Below are 19931 nucleotides of genomic sequence, written 5' to 3'. Positions count from 1 at the left end.
CCCTTGAGGGACTCAGAGTCCCTCAAGGGGGCCTTCACGTCTTTTCGGCGTGATCACTTGACAGCGGCGAGAGTCTGCCTGCACCCTTTCACTACTTAATTAGTGAAAGGGTGTTGCCAGTGGTCACCTTCCACCTGGACAAGGGCTCGGGCGTCGCGACGTACGTCCAGCTCGTCCAGCAGGTCAAGAACGCCCTGCGTCTGGGATTGCTGGAGCCGGGGGACCGGCTGCCGACGGCGAAGGAAGTGGTCGCCGAGCTGGCGATCAATCCCAATACCGTCCTCAAGGCCTATCGCGAGCTGGAGCGCGAAGGGCTCGTCGAGGGGAAGCCGGGGCTCGGCACCTTCGTCACGAAGACGCTCGGAGGCGCTTCGTTCGCGGAGCACACCCGCTTGCGGAAGAGCCTCGCGGCGTGGGTTCGTGACGCGCGCGAATCGGGGCTGGATCAGGAAGACGTCGAGGCGCTGTTCACCTCGGTGGTGGTCGATGGCTTTCGAGGGGAGCGGACGGCATGACCGATAGACCCGTCATCGAGGCGACCGGACTCGGCAAGCGCTACCGCCGCAAGTGGGCGCTGCGCGACTGTTCCCTCGCCGTCCCGAAAGGGCGCGTCGTCGCGCTGGTCGGGCCCAACGGCGCGGGCAAGACGACCTTCCTGCACCTGGCCGTCGGACTGCTCGACGCGACCCTCGGCTCGGTCGCGATCCAGGGCACGGCCGCCTTCCTCGCGCAGGACAAGCCGTTGTACTCCGGCTTCAGCATCGCGGAAATGCTCAAGTTCGGCCGACGCCTCAACCCCGGATGGGACGACGAGTTCGCGCTCAAACGCATCGATTCGCTCGGGCTTCCCCTGCGGCACAAGGTCGGCAAGCTCTCCGGCGGGCAGCGCGCGCAGGTGGCCCTCACCCTCGCCCTCGCGAAACGCCCGGACCTCCTGGTGCTCGACGAGCCGCTCGCGAACCTCGACCCGCTGGCCCGCCACGAGGTCATGCGCGGCCTGATGGAGGCGGTCGCCGAAACCGGGATGACCGTGCTGCTCTCGTCTCACGTCGTCTCCGATCTGGAGAACACCTGCGACTGGCTGATCGTCCTCAACGGCGGCCGCGTCCAGGTCAGCGGCGACATCGACGAACTCGTCGCCGGGCACCGGACCTTCGTCGGCCCCGTCGAGGAGGCCGACGCGCTGGCCAGGCGGGTCGCGATCGTGGACGAGTCAAGGGCAGGGAGGCAGGCGACCGTCTTCGCCCGCACCGAACCGGTCCCACTGGGTCCACAATGGACCGAACGGCCGGCGAACCTGGAGGAACTGGTGCTCGCCTACCTGCGGCGGCCCGAATCCGCGAGCCTGCCTCGCCCGACACTGGCTTCGGCGTAAGGGGGAACGATGCTCTGGCTCACCTACCGTCAGCATCGCACGCAGCTGGCGATCACCGCCGGCCTGCTCGTCGCCGTCGGAATCATCCTGCTGGTCAACGGAAACGCCGCCGCGGACAGTCCGACCCCGGCGAAGCTCTTCGCGGATCTGTACCAGTATCTCTCCTGGCTCCAGGTCGTCCCGGTGGCGATCGGCGTCTTCTGGGGCGCCCCGCTGGTCGCGGCGGAATACGAACGCGGGACCACGAAACTCGCCTGGACCCAGTCGATCTCGCGGTTCCACTGGCTCGGCGTGAAGCTGGGGTTCCTCGCCGTCCTCGCCACTCTCGGCGGGCTCGCGTTCGGCGCGATGATGCAGCGCTGGGTGGAGGTCTTCCCGTCCGATCGCGGCGACACCGCCTTCACCAGCCGTTTCGACAATCCGGTCCTGTTCACGATGACCGGCGTCGCGCCGGGCGCGTGGTGGCTCTTCGGGTTCGTGCTCGGCACCGCCGCGGGCGCGCTCATCCGCAAGATCCTGCCCGCCATCGCCGTCACCATCGCGGTGTCGGTGGGCCTGATGATCGGCCTGAGCAACATCCGTGACGGCTACGCGGAACCTCTGCTCGTCGCGCTGGGCACGGAACCCGTGGGCAGGGTCGTCGAGATGGTCAGGGACGCGGCCGGTGAGATCACCGCGCTCAAGATCCTGCCCGCCGACTGGTACTGGCGCTTCCAGTGGACCGAAGCCGCGATCCTGACGGGCGTCTCGCTCCTGCTCGCCGTCGCCGCCACCTTCGCCATCCGCCGCCGCTCCTAGAAAGGCACAGCTTCTTGCTCTGGCTCACCTGGCGGCAGCACCGCACCCAGCTGCTCGTCACCTTCGGATTTCTCGCCTTGCTCGGCGGCATCCTGCTCCTCTCCGGACAGCTCGCCGCCGACGCCGCGAACGGCAAGACCTCCTTGTACTGTCACGGCGGCGGTATCCCGTGCCGTGAGTACGATGCGGGGCTGGAGGATCTCTACCAGAAGATCTACCCGCTGGTCGTGCTGGTGCCGTTCGTTCCGTTGCTGGCAGGCGTCTTCTGGGGCGCGCCCCTGCTCGCCAGGGAGTACGAGCGCAACACCCACCGGCTCGCGTGGACGCAGTCGGTCGGCCGAGGGCACTGGCTGGCCGTCAAGTTCGGCGTGCTCGCCGGGTGCGCGATGCTGGCCGGGCTCGCTTCGGGACAGATGTTCGGCGCGTGGCTGGAAATGTTCCCTGGCAAGGCGGAGAGCTTCGCCGAGACGTCCTACTTCGGCGCGCTCGGGGTCGCGCCCGCCGCCTGGTGGCTGTTCGCGTTCGCGCTCGGTGCGGCGGCCGGGGCGCTCGTGCGCAGGACCTTGCCCGCCATCGCGATCACGGTCGCGGTGTTCCTCGCGGCTTCGATCGCCTTGCTGCTGCTGAGGCCGCATTACGCCGAGCCGGTGCGCACGATCGGCGCTGATCCGGCCACGAAAGGGGCGCTGATCGTCAAGCTGGGCAGGGTCACGCCGGACGGCCGCGAAACGAGTTCGCTGGACGAAGTGCCCGGCTGCCCGCCAGGGCTGGGGAAGAGCGCGTGCGCTCAGGCGGCGGGATATCAGGACTTCACCGTCTATCAGCCGGTCGACCGGTTCTGGCGGTTCCAGTGGACCGAGGCGGGCATCCTGCTCGCCGCGACCGCGGTGCTCGGGGGCGTCGCGGTAGGGGGCACGGTCCGCCGCCGTCGCTGAGGCGGCGGCGGACCGGTTTCCTCAGTCCAGCTGGAGTTCGGGCCGGTACAGGTCGAACCAGTGGTAGAGGTCCAGCGCCCGGTCGATCCCGGAGCGCTGGGCCGACGACATCGTGACCGGGTCCACTTCGGACACCCGGTGCAACCAGTCGCGGTCCACCAGCTCGAACACCGGATTGTCCCGTTCGGTCAAGGCCTCCTTGGCCTGCTGCTGCAACGCCGCCGCGTAGCCGGGGTCCTGAGTGGACGGATACGGGCTCTTGACCCTGTCCCGCACGGACGCCGGGAGCACGTGTTCGGTCGCGTGCCGCAGCAGGCTCTTTTCCCTGCCGTCGAACGTCTTCAGCGACCACGGCGTGTTGTAGACGTACTCGACGAGGCGGTGGTCGCAGAACGGCACCCGCACTTCGAGCCCGACGGCCATCGACGCCCGGTCCTTGCGGTCCAGCAGCATCCGCACGAACCGGGTCAGGTGCAGGTTGCAGACGGTGCGCATCTTGCGGTCCTGCTCGCTCTCGCCGTCGAGGTGGTCGACCTGGGCGACGGCGGTGGCGTACTGGTCGGCGATGTAGCCGGGCAGGTCGAGCTTCTCCTGGACCTCGCCGCGCAGGAGGGCGCCCCGCTCGCTGGTGAGCCCCATCCGGAAGGCGAGCCAGGGGAACGTTCCGGAGTTCACCGCGGCTTCGTCGTGGAACCAGCGGTATCCGCCGAAGACCTCGTCGGCGGATTCGCCGGACAGCGCCACCGTCGACTCGGCGCGGATCGCCTTGAACAGCAGGTACAGCGAGGTGTCCATATCCCCGAGCCCGGCCGGGATGTCCCGCGCGGCCAGCACCTTGCGGCGGACCTCGGGGTCGCTGAGCTCGGCCGGGTTCAGCACGACGTCCTTGTGGTCCGAGCCGACCAGCCGCGCGACGTCGCGGATGAAGGGCGAGTCCGGAGTGTCCCGCACCTCGTCCGGTTTGAAGTTCTCCTCCTGGCCCTGGAAGTCGACCGAGAACGTGCGCAGCCGCTCGCCCTGCTCGGCCAGCCGCGCGGCGGCGAGACCGGTGACGGCGCTCGAGTCGAGCCCGCCCGACAGCAGGACGCAGCGGGGCACGTCGGCGATCAGCTGGCGGTGCACGATGTCGGTCATCAGTTCGCGCACCCGCTCGACCGTGGTCTCCTGGTCGTCCGTGTGCTGTTTCGCGTCGAGCTTCCAGTACGTCCGCGTGCGGATCCCGGAGCGGTCGACGGTGACGATCGTGCCCGGCCCGACCTCGTGCATGCCCTTCCACAGCGACCAGCCAGGGGTCTTGGTCATGGACATCAGCTCGCGCAGGCCGTCGGTGTCGACCACCTTGCGCGCCAAGGGATTCGCGAGGATCGCCTTCGGCTCGGAACCGAAGAGGACGCCGTCCGGGGTCGGGTAGTAGTAGAAGGGCTTGATACCCATGCGGTCGCGGATCATCACGAGCTTCTCGTCGCGCTCGTCCCAGATCGCGAAGGCGTACATGCCGTTGAGGTGGTCCACGACCTCGTCGCCCCACTCGAGGTAGCCGTGGAGCACGACCTCGGTGTCGCTGTCGGTCTCGAACCTGTGGCCGCGCTTGAGAAGTTCCTCGCGCAACTCGGTGAAGTTGTACGCCTCGCCGCTGTAGACCATTGCGGCCAGCCCGGCCTCGGCCATCGGCTGCCTGCCGCCCGGCAGGTCGATGATCGCCAGCCGCCGGTGGCCCAGCGCCACGTTCGGCCGGACCCAGGTGCCCGAATCGTCCGGCCCGCGGCACGCCATGGTCGCGGTCATCGCGTCGACGACCTCACGGCGTTGGCGCAGGTCCGTATCGAAGGAGACCCACCCTGCGATTCCGCACATCGCTACCTCCTGCTGGTTAGTTAGCACATACAACTATCCGTAACACCGGTGTAACACGCTTCGGCGGGCTTGTCTGCCCGAATTGCACGCTCCGTCCGCAGTGCGTCACGGTCTGTGGGCCACATCACCGGGCATCAAGAAGTCGTAAAGGCACCCGATCGGGGCATCAAGAGGCCGTCAGGCCGTAGTCGCGTTGGTCTGTACCAGGCGCAGTGTTGCGGGGTCCTGGTCGCCGATGGGGTGACCTGTCCTGAGAGGTGCCTAGTGGCCGACTTGCTCTACGCCGTGCTCCTGATCGGCGTATTCGTGGTTCTCGCCCTGACCTTGCGTGGTCTGGAGAAGCTGTGACCGGCACGGGAACCGTGGCCAACGTCGTCGGCGGACTGCTGGCGCTGGGGCTGATCGTCTATTTGTTCATCGCACTGGTCAGGCCGGAGAAATTCTGATGTCAGACACCGCGGCCGGCCTCCTGCAGGCCGGCCTCTTACTCGTCGCGCTCGCCGTGGTCTACCGGCCACTGGGCGACTACATGGCGCGCGTTTTCTCGACCGAGAAGCACACCAAGGCCGAACGCGGCCTGTACCGCCTCTTCCGGGTGAACCCCGGTTCGGAACAGCACTGGAAGACCTACGCGTCCGCCGTGATCGGCTTCTCGTTCGTCTCCGTTGTGCTCCTGTACCTGCTTCAACGGCTCCAGGCGATCCTGCCGTGGAGTCTCGGCAAGGAACCGGTCTCGCCGGCGGTCGCCTTCAACACCGCCGTCAGCTTCGTGACCAACACGAACTGGCAGTCCTACAGCCCCGAAGCGACCATGGGTCACTTCGTGCAGATGGCCGGCCTGACCGTGCAGAACTTCCTGTCCGCCGCCGTCGGCCTTTCGGTCGCCGTCGCGGTGGTCCGCGGCTTCGTCCGCTCGAAGACCGACCGCCTCGGCAACTTCTGGGTGGACCTGACGCGCGGCACGATCCGGATCCTGCTGCCGATCGCCTTCGTGGCGGCGATCGCGCTGATCGCGCTCGGCGTCGTCCAGAGCCTCAAGAGCGGCGTGGACGTCCTCAATCCGGACGGCAGCACGAGCAAGATCGCGCTCGCGCCGGCCGCGAGCCAGGAGGCCATCAAGGAACTCGGGACCAACGGTGGCGGCATCTTCAACGCCAACTCCTCGCACCCGTTCGAAAACCCGAACGCCTGGACCAACCTGATCGAGATCTTCCTGATCCTGGTCATCCCGGTCTCGCTCACCCGGACGTTCGGCAAACTCGTCGGCAACACGCGCCAGGGTTACGTCCTGCTGTCGGTGATGGCCGGGTTGTGGACCGCGATGCTCGCGGTGACCTGGCTGGCCGAGGCCAACGCGAGCGGTCCGGCGTCGCTGGCCGCCGGGGCGAACCTGGAGGGCAAGGAGCAGCGGTTCGGCATCGGCCTGAGTTCGCTGTTCGCCACCAGCACCACGGGCACGTCCACCGGCGCGGTCAACAGCATGCACGACAGCTACAGCGGGCTCGGCGGTGGCGGAACCCTGCTCAACATGCTGCTGGGCGAGATCTCGCCGGGTGGGGTGGGCACCGGTCTCTACGGCATCCTGGTGATGGCCGTGATCGCGATGTTCCTCGCCGGCCTGATGGTCGGCCGCACACCGGAATACCTGGGGAAGAAACTCGGCAAACGCGAGGTCACCTGCGCGGCCGTCTCGATGCTGGCGATGCCGACCGTGGTACTGCTCGGCTCCGGTGTCGCGCTGATGAATTCCGGCAACCTGGCCGCGTTGAACAACCCGGGCGCGCACGGGCTTTCCGAGGTGCTCTACGCCTACGCCTCGGCGGGCAACAACAACGGCAGCGCGTTCGCCGGGCTCACCGTGACGAACGACTGGTTCCAGTCCTCACTCGGCGTCGCCATGCTGCTCGGCCGGTTCGTCCCGATCCTCGCCGTGCTGTGCCTGGCCGGATCCCTTGCCTCGCAACGGAAGGTTCCGGAGACCGCCGGCACGCTGCCCACCACCGGACCGCTCTTCGGCACGATGCTCGCGGGCACGATCGTGCTCGTCGCGGCCCTCACCTTCATCCCGGCGCTCGCGCTCGGGCCAATAGCGGAAGCACTGGCATGAGTCGCGGTACACACAGAGACCACCACGCGCGCGTTGGTCGGCAGACCCCGCTATCGGGGCGGCAGGGCGCTCTCACATCGGACTCGCGCTTCATCCGGAAACAGCGCCCTGGCGACGCGATCGCGGCCGCGCGCAAACTCGCGAAGGACACAGCACTCGCATGACCGCCACTCAAGAACGCACCCCTGAAGAGACGACACAGCACCACGTCGAGAACACCGGCCGGGTCGGCGCGGGGATCTTCAGCCCGCGCCAGCTGCTGACCTCGCTCCCGGAGGCACTGCGCAAGCTCAACCCCAAGCACCAGCTCGGCAACCCGGTCATGTTCGTGGTGTGGATCGGCTCGGCGCTGACCACGGTCTTCGCGATCACCGATCCGAGCGTGTTCACCATCCTCATCACCATCTGGCTGTGGTTCACCGTCCTGTTCGCGAACCTCGCCGAGGCCGTCGCGGAAGGCCGGGGCAAGGCGCAGGCGGAAACCCTGCGGCGCAGCAAGAAGGAGACCGTCGCCCGCCGCCTCACCGAGGACGGGGACGAGGAGACCGTGCCGGGCGCCGACCTGCGCGTCGGCGACCTCGTGGTCGTCGAGGCCGGGCAGGTCATCCCCGGTGACGGCGACGTCGTCGAGGGCATCGCGACCGTCGACGAATCGGCCATCACCGGCGAGTCGGCCCCGGTCATCCGCGAATCGGGCGGAGACCGGTGCGCGGTCACCGGCGGCACCACGGTGCTCTCGGACCGCGTCGTCGTGAAGATCACCACCAAACCCGGCGAGTCCTTTGTGGACCGCATGATCGCGTTGGTGGAAGGCGCTTCCCGGCAGAAGACGCCGAACGAGATCGCGCTGACGATCCTGCTCTCCACGCTCACGATCATCTTCCTGCTCGCCGTGGTGGCGTTGCAGCCGATGGCGGGCTACTCCGGCAGCCAGCAGTCCGTGATCGTGCTGACCGCGTTGCTGGTCTGCCTGATCCCGACGACGATCGGCGCGCTGCTGTCCGCGATCGGGATCGCGGGGATGGACCGGCTGGTGCAGCGCAACGTGCTCGCCACGAGCGGTCGCGCGGTGGAGGCCGCCGGTGACGTCTCGACGCTGCTGCTGGACAAGACCGGGACGATCACCTTCGGCAACCGCAAGGCCACCGAGCTGATCCCGGTCGGTACGTCCACTGTGGACGACATCGCCAAGGCGGCCCGGCTGTCCAGCCTCGCCGACGGAACGCCCGAAGGCCGCAGCATCGTCGAGCTCGTCGCGCGGGAACACGGGCTCGCGGAGACCGCGTCCGACGACGAGAAGCTCGCGGACTTCGTCGAGTTCACCGCGCAGACCCGGATGAGCGGAATCGACGTCGGCGAACGGCAGGTCCGCAAGGGCGCCACCGCCGCGGTGCGCGAGTGGGTCCGCGAGCGCGGCGGCGAAATGCCGGACGAGACCGAACGCGTCGTCGACGAGATCAGCCAGCAGGGCGGGACCCCGCTGGTGGTCGCGGAGTACGACGGCGCGAAGGCGTTCGTACGCGGCGTGATCCGGCTGTCCGATGTGGTCAAACCGGGGATGAAGGAGCGGTTCGTCCAGCTCCGCGCGATGGGCATCAAGACCGTCATGATCACCGGGGACAACCCCCTCACCGCGAAGGCCATCGCACAGGACGCGGGCGTCGACGACTACCTCGCCGAAGCCAAACCCGAAGACAAGATGGCGCTGATCAAGAAGGAGCAGGAGGGCGGGCGGCTGGTCGCGATGACCGGCGACGGCACCAACGACGCCCCCGCGCTGGCGCAGTCCGACGTCGGCGTCGCGATGAACACCGGGACCTCCGCCGCCAAGGAGGCGGGGAACATGGTGGACCTCGACTCCGACCCGACGAAACTGATCGAGATCGTGGAGATCGGCAAGCAGCTGCTGATCACCCGCGGCGCGCTGACCACCTTCAGCGTCGCCAACGACCTCGCGAAGTACTTCGCCATCCTGCCCGCGATGTTCACCGGTATCTTCGCCCAGCTCGGCGCGCTCAACGTCATGCAACTGGCGACGCCGAAGTCGGCGATCCTCTCGGCGGTCATCTTCAACGCGCTGATCATCGTCGGGCTGATCCCGCTCGCCCTGCGCGGCGTCCGCTACAAGCCGTCGTCGGCCTCGGCGCTGCTGCGCCGGAACCTGCTGGTCTACGGCCTCGGCGGGATCGTCAGCCCGTTCATCGGGATCTGGCTGATCGACCTGCTCGTCCGTCTCATCCCTGGAATCGGGTGACCCATGAACGCACTGCTGAAGCAGACCCTCGCCGGGCTGCGTGTCCTCCTCGTCTTCACGGTCCTGCTGGGTGTGGTCTATCCCCTGGGTGTCTGGGCGATCTCCCGGATCCCCGGTCTCGAAGGCAACGCGGAAGGCTCGGTCATCACCCGGGACGGGCAGGCCGTCGGCTCGTCGCTGATCGGCGTCGGCCCGGTCGCGGCCGACCCGGCCAAGGATCCGTGGTTCCACAACCGCCCGTCCGCGGGCTCGAAGGACGTCCTCGGGCCCGGCGACCCGTCGTCGTCCGGCGCGTCGAACAAGGGCCCGTACAACGAGGACCTGGTCTCCGCGATCGGGGAGCGCAAGAAGCTCATCGCCGCCCGCGAGGGTGTCCAGGAGTCGATGGTGCCCGCCGACGCGGTGACGGCGTCGAGCTCCGGGATGGATCCGGCGATCAGCGTCGCCTACGCCGGCCTCCAGATCCCGCGAGTGGCCAGGAACACGGGCCTGCCCGAGGAGAAGGTCCGGCAGCTCGTGGCGGAGAACACGAGCGGCGCCGGGATCGGTGTGCCGGGTGTCAATGTGCTGAAGGTCAACTTGGCCGTGCGCGACGCGGCCGGAGGAGCACACTGACAGACGTGGACGAGAACACGACCAAGCCGCGCCGGGGCGAGCTGAGGATCTACCTCGGCGCGGCCCCCGGCGTCGGCAAGACCTACGCGATGCTCGGCGAGGCGCGGCGACGCCTCGACCGGGGCACCGACGTGGTCATCGGCCTGGTCGAGATGCACGGGCGGAAGAAGACCGCGGAACTCGTCGAAGGTCTGGAGATCGTGCCGCGCCGCCGGTCGGCGCACCGGGAGCACGAGTTCGAGGAGATGGACCTCGACGCGCTGCTCGCCCGCGCGCCCGAGGTCGCCGTGGTCGACGAACTCGCGCACACCAACGTGCCGGGTTCGCGCAACGAGAAGCGCTGGCAGGACATCGACGAACTGCTGGCCGCCGGGATCGACGTCCTCTCCACGGTGAACGTGCAGCATCTGCAGAGCCTCAACGACGTCGTCGAGCGGATCACCGGTGTCACCCAGCAGGAGACGGTGCCCGACGAGGTCGTGCGGCGGGCCGAACAGCTGGAGCTGGTGGACATCACGCCCGAAGCGCTCCGGCGGCGCCTGGCGCACGGCAACGTCTATCCGGCCGAGCGGATCGACGCCGCGCTGGGCAACTACTTCCGTCCCGGCAACCTCACCGCGCTGCGGGAACTCGCGCTGCTGTGGGTGGCCGACCAGGTCGACGTCGCCCTGCAGCGGTACCGGGCCGAGCAGAAGATCACCGACACGTGGGAAGCACGCGAACGGGTGGTCGTGTCCATCACCGGCGGGCCGGAGAGCGAGACGCTCATCCGCCGCGCGAGCCGAATCGCGAACCGCGCGGGCGCCGAACTGCAGGTGCTGCACATCCTGCGGGGTGACGGGCTCGCCGGGATGGGGCCGACGGCGGTCGGCAAGTACCGGAAGCTGGCCGAAGAGGTCGGCGCGACCTTCCACACCGTCGTCGGCGACGACGTGCCGACGGCGCTGCTCGACTTCGCGCGCGGGGTGAACGCGACCCAGCTGGTGGTCGGGACCTCGCGGCGGTCGCGCGTGGCGAGGCTGTTCGACGAGGGCATCGGCGCGGCCGTGGTCCAGCGGTCCGGCCCGATCGACGTCCACATGGTCACGCACGACGAAGCGGGCGGACGGCTGCGCGCCCGCTTCAACCGCAGCCCCCTGCCGTCCTCGCGGCGGCTGGCCGGCTGGGCACTCGCCGTCGTCCTGCCCGTCCTGGCGACGTTGCTCGGCGTCGTCCTGGAGGAGCAACTCGATTTCTCGACCGACGTGGTCGTCTACATGCTGGCGACGGTACTGGTCGCGCTCGCGGGCGGGCTCGGGCCCGCGCTGCTCGCGGCGGTGTTCTCCGCCGGGCTGCTGAACTTCTTCTTCACCCCGCCGTTGCACAACCTGACCGTCCACGAGCCGCGCAACGTGATCACGCTGGTCGCGATGGTGCTGGTGGCGGTCCTCGTCGCGGCGGTCGTCGACACGGCCGCCCGGCGCGCGACGCAGGCCGCGCGAGCGCGGACCGAGGCCGCCTTGCTCGCCTCCTACGCGCGGACGGTGCTGACGCACACCAACCCGATCGAGCGGCTGCTGGAGAAGGTCCGCGAGAACTTCGGCCTGACTTCGGTGACCCTGCTGGAAAAGCGGGACGGGAAGTGGAAACGGGTGGCGAACGCCGGCACGGATCCGTGCGCGGACCCGGACCAGGCCGACGCCGACATCGCGGTCACCGCGGATGTCCATCTGACGCTGCGGGGCCGCGCGCTGCCCGCGTCGGATCGGGGAGTGCTGGAGGCCGTCGCGGGACAGGCGTTGCTCGCCCTGCGGCAGCAGCGGACGGCGAAAGCGGCCAGCCGCGCCGAGCGCAAGGCCGAGGCGACCGAACTCCGCACGGCATTGCTTTCCGCCGTGGGACACGACCTCCGGACCCCGCTGACGTCCATCAAGGCGGCCATCGGCAGCCTGCGCGCGACCGACATTTCACTGTCCGAAGAGGACACCGAGGAACTGCTCGAAGCGATCGAGGAATCGGCGGACCGCCTGGCCGGGCTGATCGACAATCTGCTCGACTCCTCCCGGCTGGCGACCGGCGCGGTGCGCCCGCACCTGCGTCCGGTCGGCTACGACGAGGTCGTCTCGCACGCCTTGTCCAATGTGGACAACTCGGATGCGGTCGTCGTCGCGATCGATTCGCGGCTGCCGTCGGTCTGCGCCGATCCCGGTCTGCTCGAACGGGTCGTGGCGAACGTGATCGACAACGCGCTGCGGCACGGCGCGTCCGGCGAGCCGGTCTCGGCCAGGGCGAGCACGCATTCGGACCATGTCGAACTGCGCATCGTCGACCACGGGCGCGGGCTGAAGAAGGGCACCGCGGATTCGGCGTTCGCGCCGTTCCAGCGGCTCGGGGGAGACCGGGACAGCGTGCCCGGCGTGGGACTGGGGCTGTCGGTCGCCAAGGGGTTCACCGAGGCGATGGGCGGGCGGATCCGGGCGGAGGACACGCCCGGCGGCGGGCTCACCGTCGTCATCTCGCTGCCCGCATATGTTGGTCAGGATCCGGAAAAGAGCCTCCTCGCGTTCGACGACGAGGGTCTGGAGAACGAAGAGGAGGAGCGAGTGCGATGAGCGCAGACACCGCGTCGGCGACCGTGCTGGTCGTCGACGACGAACCGCAGATCGTGCGAGCCCTGCGGATCAACCTGTCCGCCCGCGGCTACAAGGTGATCACCGCGCACGACGGGACGGCCGCGCTGAAGGCCGTCGCCGAGACCAAACCCGACGTCGTCGTGCTGGACCTCGGCCTGCCCGACCTCGACGGCACCGAGGTGATCGCCGGGCTGCGCGGCTGGACGACCGTGCCGATCATCGTGCTGTCCGCGCGCGGCGATTCGGCCGACAAGGTGCAGGCCCTCGACGCCGGTGCCGACGACTACGTCACCAAACCCTTCGGCATGGACGAGCTTCTGGCGCGGTTGCGGGCCGCCGTGCGCCGCTCGGCGTCGTCCGGTGTGGACGGTGCGGACGCGGTGGTGGACACGGGATCGTTCCGGATCGACCTCGCGGCGAAGAAGGTGCGCCGGGACGGCAAGGAAGTGCACCTCACCAAGACCGAATGGGGAGTGCTGGAACTGCTGGTGCGCAACCGCGGGCGCCTGGTGGCGCAGAAGCAGCTGCTGCACGAGGTGTGGGGGCCGACCTACGAGACCGAATCGCACTACCTGCGGGTGTATCTGGCGCAGCTGCGGCGGAAACTGGAGCCGGAACCCTCGCGGCCGCGGCACCTGCTGACGGAACCGGGGATGGGCTACCGCTTCGAAGTGTGAAGCCCGCGGTCGCCTGCCCCCCGGACGCCATGAAAGGTCCTTTCCTTGCAAAATTTGCAAGGAAAGGACCTTTCATGGCGCGTGAGGGGGGAAGGTGTCGCGAAAGTGGCTTTCGCAACCTTCAACGTTGCGAAAGTGGCTTTCGCAACCCCATGCCGGGAGCGTGCCGCCCCACCACGCGCCGCCCCACCGCGCGCCGCAAAGTAGTGAAGGCCTCCTTCCCCACCCTCAAGGTAGGCAAGGAGGCCTTCACGACCCCAAGTCCTACTGAGCGCTGCTCGTGGACGTGTCGGTGCCGGAGGTGCTGGACCGGCCCGGAGTCGACTCACTGGGGGCACCACTGGTGCTGGAGCCGCCGCCCGGCGGAGTCGACGAGGTCTCCGGCGGGGTGGTCGTAGTTGTGGTCGTCTTCGGCGGCGTGGTCGTGGTGGTGGTCTTCGGCGGGGGTGTCGTGGTCGTCGTCGGCGGCAGGACCGTGGTGCCCGGCCCGGGACCAGGGCCAGGGCCCGGGTTCGGCGGGGGCGGGGTGACGACGCTCGTCGTCTCCTTGCCGTCCGCCCCGACCGAGGTCACCGTGGTCGGCGGTGCGGTCGAGCTGGAGGGCGCGCCCGGCGTCGGCGAGCCGCTGACGGTCATCGGGCCGCCGGGGACGGCGTTGCCAGGGACCAGCTGGACGCCGGCGGGGGCGATGCCCTGTCCGCCGCCGGGGACACCGGTGCCGCCCGCGGTGGCGGAGACGCCGGGGCCCGCGAGTTCGGCGATCGCGGCGAAGGCCGTCGCCACCACGAGGCCGCTGACGCCGAGTACGGCGTAGCCTGCGCGGTTGAGCTTGCCGGTGGCGCCACGCGGCGGTGCCACGGACACGCGTGCGCTCGGATCAGACCCGTCGGGACGGGGCATGTGCTGGCTCCTCGGATGGGGGACTTCGGGGAGTTCGGCTACCCGGGCGAGGTAGCCCAAAGTGGGGACCCGGCGCGGAGATTATCACCGCCGCTTCACCGTCTGCGAACTACAGCGAACGTGGTGTTCACCCTCCGCGTTCATCCGCATGGTGCACGATAGGGGACGTGAGTGAAGAAGTAACGCACATCAGGCTGACCGCGTGGGTGCACGGCCGGGTGCAGGGGGTCGGTTTCCGCTGGTGGACACGCAGCAGGGCGCTTGAACTGGGGTTGGTCGGCAGCGCGGCCAATCTGGCCGACGGACGTGTCGAGGTGATAGCGGAGGGTGATCGCGAACACTGTGAGCGGCTTTTGACCGCCCTGCGATCCGGGGAATCACCCGGAAGTGTGGATCACGTCGTCGAGCGGTGGTCGCCCGCGAAAGGTGGGCTTCGCGGGTTCGTGGAGCGCTGAGGCCCGGCGTCCCACGATCACCGTGAGCACACAGGTAGCCTGGGTCGATTGAAAGACCGGTTCCCGCAGCCAGAGGGGTCAGCACGACGTGCACCTGAAGAGCCTGACGCTCAAGGGCTTCAAGTCCTTCGCCTCGGCGACGACGTTGCGTTTCGAGCCGGGCATCACCTGTGTGGTCGGACCGAACGGTTCCGGCAAGTCGAACGTCCTCGACGCGCTCCGCTGGGTCATGGGCACCCAGGGCGCGAAGGACCTGCGCGGCGGCAAGATGGAGGACGTCATCTTCGCGGGGACCGCCGGCCGCGCCCCGCTCGGGCGCGCCGAGGTCACCCTGACGATCGACAACGCCGACGGCGCGCTGCCCATCGAGTACTCCGAGGTCTCGATCACCCGCCGGATGTTCCGTGACGGCGCGAGCGAGTACGAGATCAACGGCGACCGCTGCCGCCTGATGGACGTGCAGGAACTGCTGTCGGACTCCGGTATCGGCCGCGAGATGCACGTCATCGTCGGGCAGGGGCAGCTTTCGGCGATCCTCGAATCGAAACCCGAGGAGCGCCGCGCCTTCATCGAAGAGGCCGCCGGTGTCCTCAAGCACCGCAAGCGCAAGGAACAGACCCTGCGCAAGCTCGCGAACATGCAGGGCAACCTCGACCGTCTCGGCGACCTCACCACCGAGCTCCGCCGCCAGCTCAAACCGCTGGGCAAACAGGCCGAGATCGCCCGCAAGGCGCAGTGGGTGCAGTCCGAACTGCGCGACGCGCGGCTGCGGCTGTTCGCCCACGACCTGGTCACCCAGCGCGAAGGCATCGCCAAGGAAGAGGCCGACGAGCGTGTCGCCCGTCAGCGTCGCGCCGAAGTCGAGCAGGCGCTGGAGATCGTCGCCGCCGAGGAGGCCGAGCTCGAAGCGTCGCTCGCCGAGGACGCGCCGAAACTGGCCGCCGCACAGGAGACTTGGTACAAGCTTTCCGCGTTGACCGAACGGTTGCGCGGCACCGTGCGGCTCGCGCTGGAGCGTCAGCGGCACCTGTCGTCCGACGTGCAGCAGGCGAGCACCGGCCGCGACCCCGACGAGCTGCTCGCCGAGGCCGAGCAGGTCGCCGAGCGGGAGCAGGAACTCAACGAGGCCGTCGCCGAGGCCCGGATGGTGCTTTCGGAGACCGTCCAGCGGCGTGAGCAGCTCGAACACCTCGTCCAGGCCGCCGAGCGGGCGCATATGGCCGCCGTCCGCGCGATCGCCGACCGCCGGGAAGGGCTCGCGAAGCTCTCCGGTCAGGTCGAGGCGTTGCGCAGCAAGAACGGCGCCACCTCCGACGAGATCGACCGGCTCACCGTGTCACTCGAAGAGGCCGCCGAGCGGGCGGAGATCGCTGTCGAGGAACTCGAAGAGGCCAAGGCCGCGGGTGGCGTCGAGGAATCCGACGATTCCGACCTGCAGGCCCATCACGACCGCGCGGTGGAGGCCAACAACGCCGCCAAGGCGCGGGTCGAGGAACTGGTCAAGGCCGAGCGGGCCGCCGAACGCGAGATCGCGTCGGAGAAGGCCCGTGTCGAGGCACTGTCGATGGGCCTGCGGCGCAAGGACGGCGCGGGGGCTCTGCTGGGCGCGCAGCATGAACTGCCGGGCCTGCTCGGTTCGGTGGCAGCCCTGCTCACCGTCGAGGCGGGCCACGAAGTCGCGCTGGCCGCGGCGCTCGGACCGGTCGCCGACGCGGTCGCGGTCAACGGTGGCGAAGACGCGCTCGCCGCGCTGAAGTTCTTGAAGGACAACGATTCCGGCCGCGCGGGCATTCTGCTCGGCGGGCTGGAGTCCACTGTGGACACGAGTGGCTGGCCGTCGCTGCCCGAGGGTGCGCGCTGGGCGCGTGAAGTCGTCACCGCGCCGCCCGCGTTGCGGTCCGCCGTCGAGCACGCGCTGGACCGAGTGGCCATTGTGGACGGTCTGGAGTCCGCGCGCCGTCTCGTCGAGGTGTATCCCGAAGTCAGTACGGTCACGCCCGAAGGCGACGTCTTCGGCGCGCGCTGGGCGGTCGGCGGGTCCGCCCGCAGCGAGAGCGTCATCGAGGTGCAGGCCGCGGTCGACGAGGCGAGCGATCGGCTGAGCGCCGCCGAGCGCGCGCTGGAACGCACCGCCGCGGAACTCGAAGGCGCCCGCGCCGGACAGGCCGCCCGTCGCGAAGAGGTCGGCAGGGCAAAGGAAGCGCTCGGGGACGCGAAGGTCCGCAAGGCGCGCTCGTCCGAGCGCCTGAACCGGATGCAGCAGGCCGCGCGTGCCGCGCAGGCCGAAATGGACCGGCTGAGCAACCAGCGCGCCAAGGTCGAGCAGAGCCGCGAAGAGGCGATGCGGCAGCTCGCCGAACTCGAAGAGCGGCTGGCCGCCGTCGCCGACCAGGAGGTCGACGAGGATCCGGACACCGCCGAGCGTGACCAGGCAGCCGAAGACCTCGGCACGGTCCGCCAGGAGGAGATGGAATCCCGGCTCGCGCTGCGCACCGCCGAGGAACGCGCGCGGAGCATCCAGGGCAAGGCCGAGTCGCTCCGCCGGGCCGCTCACGCCGAGCGGCAGGCGCGCGAACGCGCCGAAAAGTCCAGGGCCGCCCGGAAACGCGGCGCCGAGATCGCCAACGCGGTGGTCAACGGCGGTGAGATCGCGCTGGAGCGCATCGAGGTCTCCGTGCAGCGCGCCGCCCACGAACGGGACGAGGCGCAGGCGCGGCGGCAGTCGCGGGAGACCGCGCTGACCCAGGTCCGCAGCAAGGTCCGCGAACTGACCGGCGAACTGGAGAAGCTCACCGACGCCGTCCACCGCGACGAGGTGCTGCGCGCCGAACAGCGGCTGCGGCTCGAACAGCTCGAAACCAAGATCGCCGAAGACTTCGGCATCGGTCTCGAGGACCTCGTCGCCGAGTACGGCCCGGACGTCCCCGTGCCGCCGAGCGCGGGGGAGATGGCCGAGTACGAGGCCGCCAAGGAACGCGGCGAGGACGTCACTCCGCCGCCGCCCATGCCGTTCGACCGCGACACCCAGGCACGCCGGGCCAAGCGCGCGGAGAAGGACCTGAGCCTGCTGGGCAAGGTCAACCCGCTGGCGCTGGAGGAGTTCGCGGCGCTGGAGGAGCGGTACAAGTTCCTCTCGACCCAGCTCGAAGACCTCAAGGACACCCGCAAGGACCTCGAAGCCGTCATCAAGCAGGTCGACGAAAAGATCCTCGAGGTCTTCGCGTCGGCGTACGAGGACGTCGCGCGCGAGTTCGAGACGGTGTTCAGCGTGCTGTTCCCGGGCGGTGAGGGGCGCATGGTGCTCACTCAGCCCAACGACCTGCTTTCCACCGGTGTCGACGTCGAAGCGCGCCCGCCGGGCAAGAAGGTCAAGCGGCTCTCGCTGCTCTCCGGTGGCGAGAAGTCGCTCGTCGCCGTCGGCATGCTGGTGGCGATCTTCCGCGCCCGGCCTTCGCCCTTCTACGTCATGGACGAGGTCGAGGCCGCGCTCGACGACACCAACATGCGACGGCTGATCGGGCTGCTGGAGCAGTTGCGGGACTCTTCGCAGCTGATCATCATCACCCACCAGAAGCCGACCATGGAGATCGCAGACGCCCTGTACGGCGTTTCGATGCAGGGCGACGGCATCACGAAGGTGATCTCGCAGCGGCTGCGGACGTCCGAAGAGGACCCGGTTCCCGCCTAGCGCGTGCTATGAAAGGTCCTTTCCTTGCAAAATTTGCAAGGAAAGGACCTTTCATAGCGTTCGGGGAGGGGCTAAACCGGCGTCGACTCCTTCACGTCCGGTTCGGCCAGCGGGTCCACGCTCCCGTGCCGCAGCGACAGCAACCCGCCCACCACGAGCGTGATCACCACACCGCACAGCGTGTACCAAGGCCACGCCAGCGCCACGGTGTTCCCGGAAACCTTGCTGAAGTCGACACCGATCAGGCTGCCGTCCGGTTTGTTGAACTTGACGCCCAGGATGATGAAGGCCATCACGATCACCGTCGACACGAACGCCACGATCGCGTCCGCCTGCCGCGCCCGCTTGATCAGCAGGCCCAGGAGGAACGCGCCGAGCAGCGCGCCGTAGGTGTAGCCGGTGATGCCGAGTGCCTGCACCACGATCGGGTCGGCCGAGGTCTTGTTGGAGGAGGCGAACAGGCCCGCGCACAGGATCAGCGCGCCCGCCCAGACGATCGTCCAGATCCGGCCGTGCTTCAGCCGGTCGGCTTCCGGGAGTTCCCGGCCGATCACCCGTTCGTAGACGTCGGTCACCGTGGACGATGCCAGCGCGCCGAGCGACGAACTCAGTGCGGCGGCGAGGATCCCGGCGATCACGAACCCGGACAGGCCGCTCGGCAGGTCGTTGACGATGAAGTTCGCGAACAGTTCGTCCTTGTTGGCCAGCCCGAGTCCTTCCGGCTTCGGCTTCGTCGGGGCGAGACCGTTGTACAGCACCCACAGCAGCACACCGATGAACAGGAACAGCGCGAACTGCAGGAACACCACGAAACCACTGGCCACCAAGGCCTTCCGCGCGGCGCGCAGATCGTTGGTCGCCTGGAGGCGTTGCACGATCAGCTGGTCCGAACCGTGCGACGCCATCGAGAGCACCGCGCCACCGATCAACGCGGTGAAGAACGCGTACTGGCCGGTGAGCATGTTCGACGAGAAGTCGAAGAGCTGGAACTTGTTGGCGTCCACGGCCTTGCCGAACCAGCCGTCGGGCAGCCTGCCGGAGATCACCCAGATCACCACGACCGCGCCGAGGACGTACCAGAGCATCTGGATCGCGTCGACCCAGACGACCGCGCGGACCCCGCCGAAGAAGCTGTAGAGCACCATCGCGATACCGAGGCCGACCACGATGGTCCAGTACGAGACGTTCAGGCCGTAGGCCGCCATCACCACCTTGATCGGGATCGCGGTGGCGAACAGCCGGATACCGTCGGCCAGGGTGCGAGTGAGCAGGAAGGTCACCGACGCGGTGCCCTGCAGCCCGCTGCCGAAGCGTTTGCCGAGGAAGGCGTAGGCGGTGACCAGGTTGCCCGCCACGTACCGCGGCAACAGCACCATCGACACCACGATCCGGCCCGCGATGTACCCGATCGCCAGTGCCAGGTACGTCATCCCGCCGTCGCCGGGCGTGGCGATGTAGGCCACCGTCGGCACGGAGAGCACGGTGAGGGTGGACGTCTCCGCGGAGACCACCGAGAGGCAGGCCACCCACCAGGAGATCTTGCCTTCACCGACGAAGTAGTCGGACCCGGATTTCTGTTTGCCGCCGATCCAGACGCCCAGCAAGGGCATGCCGACCAGAAAAAGCCCGATGATCGCGAGGTCAAGTGCGCGCATCCGTAT

Annotated in this window: 15 protein-coding genes; 13 read left to right on the top strand and 2 right to left on the bottom strand. The window is 68.8% G+C overall.

Going from position 1 to position 19931, the window contains the following annotated elements; genetic code table 11:
- The first annotated feature begins 119 nt into the window (after window positions 1-119).
- Genes ACFVM3_RS09755 through ACFVM3_RS09740 form a run of 4 tightly spaced genes read left to right on the top strand, consistent with a single transcriptional unit; the run spans window position 120 to window position 3108 of the window.
- Window positions 120-515, top strand: a complete 396-nt coding sequence (locus ACFVM3_RS09755) for a GntR family transcriptional regulator (protein WP_378437249.1) — start codon at window positions 120-122, stop codon at window positions 513-515.
- Window positions 512-1375 carry an ABC transporter ATP-binding protein gene (locus ACFVM3_RS09750; RefSeq protein WP_378437247.1) on the top strand — a complete coding sequence of 288 codons (864 nt, stop codon included), beginning with the start codon at window positions 512-514 and terminating at the stop codon, window positions 1373-1375. Before ACFVM3_RS09755 ends, ACFVM3_RS09750 begins: the two co-directional genes overlap by 4 nt.
- A gap of 9 nt (window positions 1376-1384) precedes the next feature.
- Window positions 1385-2173, top strand: a complete 789-nt coding sequence (locus ACFVM3_RS09745) for an ABC transporter permease (RefSeq protein ID WP_378437245.1) — start codon at window positions 1385-1387, stop codon at window positions 2171-2173.
- 14 nt (window positions 2174-2187) lie between these two features.
- Window positions 2188-3108, top strand: a complete 921-nt coding sequence (locus ACFVM3_RS09740; RefSeq protein ID WP_378437244.1) for an ABC transporter permease — start codon at window positions 2188-2190, stop codon at window positions 3106-3108.
- 21 nt (window positions 3109-3129) lie between these two features.
- Here ACFVM3_RS09740 and asnB read toward each other — a convergent pair whose 3' ends face one another.
- Window positions 3130-4962, bottom strand: a complete 1833-nt coding sequence (gene asnB / locus ACFVM3_RS09735) for an asparagine synthase (glutamine-hydrolyzing) (protein ID WP_378437242.1) — start codon at window positions 4960-4962, stop codon at window positions 3130-3132.
- Window positions 4963-5306: 344 nt separating this feature from the next.
- Between asnB and kdpF the strand changes: the two genes are divergently transcribed.
- The 9 genes from kdpF (at window position 5307) to smc (ending at window position 18270) form a co-directional block, all read left to right on the top strand.
- Window positions 5307-5408 (top strand): K(+)-transporting ATPase subunit F, encoded by a 102-nt coding sequence (kdpF, locus tag ACFVM3_RS09730; protein ID WP_020630647.1) that lies wholly within the window; start codon window positions 5307-5309, stop codon window positions 5406-5408.
- Window positions 5408-7069, top strand: a complete 1662-nt coding sequence (kdpA, locus tag ACFVM3_RS09725; protein WP_378437240.1) for a potassium-transporting ATPase subunit KdpA — start codon at window positions 5408-5410, stop codon at window positions 7067-7069. The genes kdpF and kdpA overlap by 1 nt, the downstream gene beginning before the upstream one ends.
- Window positions 7070-7229: 160 nt before the next feature.
- Complete coding sequence (kdpB, locus tag ACFVM3_RS09720; RefSeq protein WP_378437238.1) at window positions 7230-9323, top strand: potassium-transporting ATPase subunit KdpB; 2094 nt, start codon at window positions 7230-7232, stop codon at window positions 9321-9323.
- A gap of 3 nt (window positions 9324-9326) precedes the next feature.
- A complete protein-coding gene (locus ACFVM3_RS09715) occupies window positions 9327-9938 on the top strand; it encodes a potassium-transporting ATPase subunit C (RefSeq protein ID WP_378437236.1) in 612 nt (203 codons plus the stop codon).
- Between the two features lie 5 nt (window positions 9939-9943).
- Window positions 9944-12529 carry a DUF4118 domain-containing protein gene (locus ACFVM3_RS09710; protein ID WP_378437234.1) on the top strand — a complete coding sequence of 862 codons (2586 nt, stop codon included), beginning with the start codon at window positions 9944-9946 and terminating at the stop codon, window positions 12527-12529.
- Window positions 12526-13227 carry a response regulator gene (locus ACFVM3_RS09705; RefSeq protein WP_126733454.1) on the top strand — a complete coding sequence of 234 codons (702 nt, stop codon included), beginning with the start codon at window positions 12526-12528 and terminating at the stop codon, window positions 13225-13227. The genes ACFVM3_RS09710 and ACFVM3_RS09705 overlap by 4 nt, the downstream gene beginning before the upstream one ends.
- A 292-nt stretch (window positions 13228-13519) precedes the next feature.
- Complete coding sequence (locus ACFVM3_RS09700; protein ID WP_378437232.1) at window positions 13520-14041, top strand: hypothetical protein; 522 nt, start codon at window positions 13520-13522, stop codon at window positions 14039-14041.
- Window positions 14042-14294: 253 nt separating this feature from the next.
- Window positions 14295-14582, top strand: coding sequence for an acylphosphatase (locus ACFVM3_RS09695; protein WP_378437230.1), 288 nt, complete (start codon window positions 14295-14297; stop codon window positions 14580-14582).
- Window positions 14583-14670: 88 nt separating this feature from the next.
- Window positions 14671-18270 (top strand): chromosome segregation protein SMC, encoded by a 3600-nt coding sequence (gene smc / locus ACFVM3_RS09690; RefSeq protein ID WP_378437228.1) that lies wholly within the window; start codon window positions 14671-14673, stop codon window positions 18268-18270.
- 71 nt (window positions 18271-18341) lie between these two features.
- Here the strand turns inward: smc and ACFVM3_RS09685 are convergent, their stop codons facing one another.
- On the bottom strand, window positions 18342-19925 hold the full coding sequence (locus ACFVM3_RS09685) for a sodium:solute symporter (RefSeq protein WP_378437226.1): 1584 nt from the start codon (window positions 19923-19925) through the stop codon (window positions 18342-18344).
- Window positions 19926-19931: the final 6 nt, after the last annotated feature.

The sequence above is a fragment of the Amycolatopsis sp. NPDC057786 genome, assembly GCF_042797905.1.
GTDB lineage: Bacteria > Actinomycetota > Actinomycetes > Mycobacteriales > Pseudonocardiaceae > Amycolatopsis.
The sequence above is the reverse complement of the archived record's forward strand: the minus strand, read 5'-3'. Positions and strand labels throughout refer to the sequence as shown.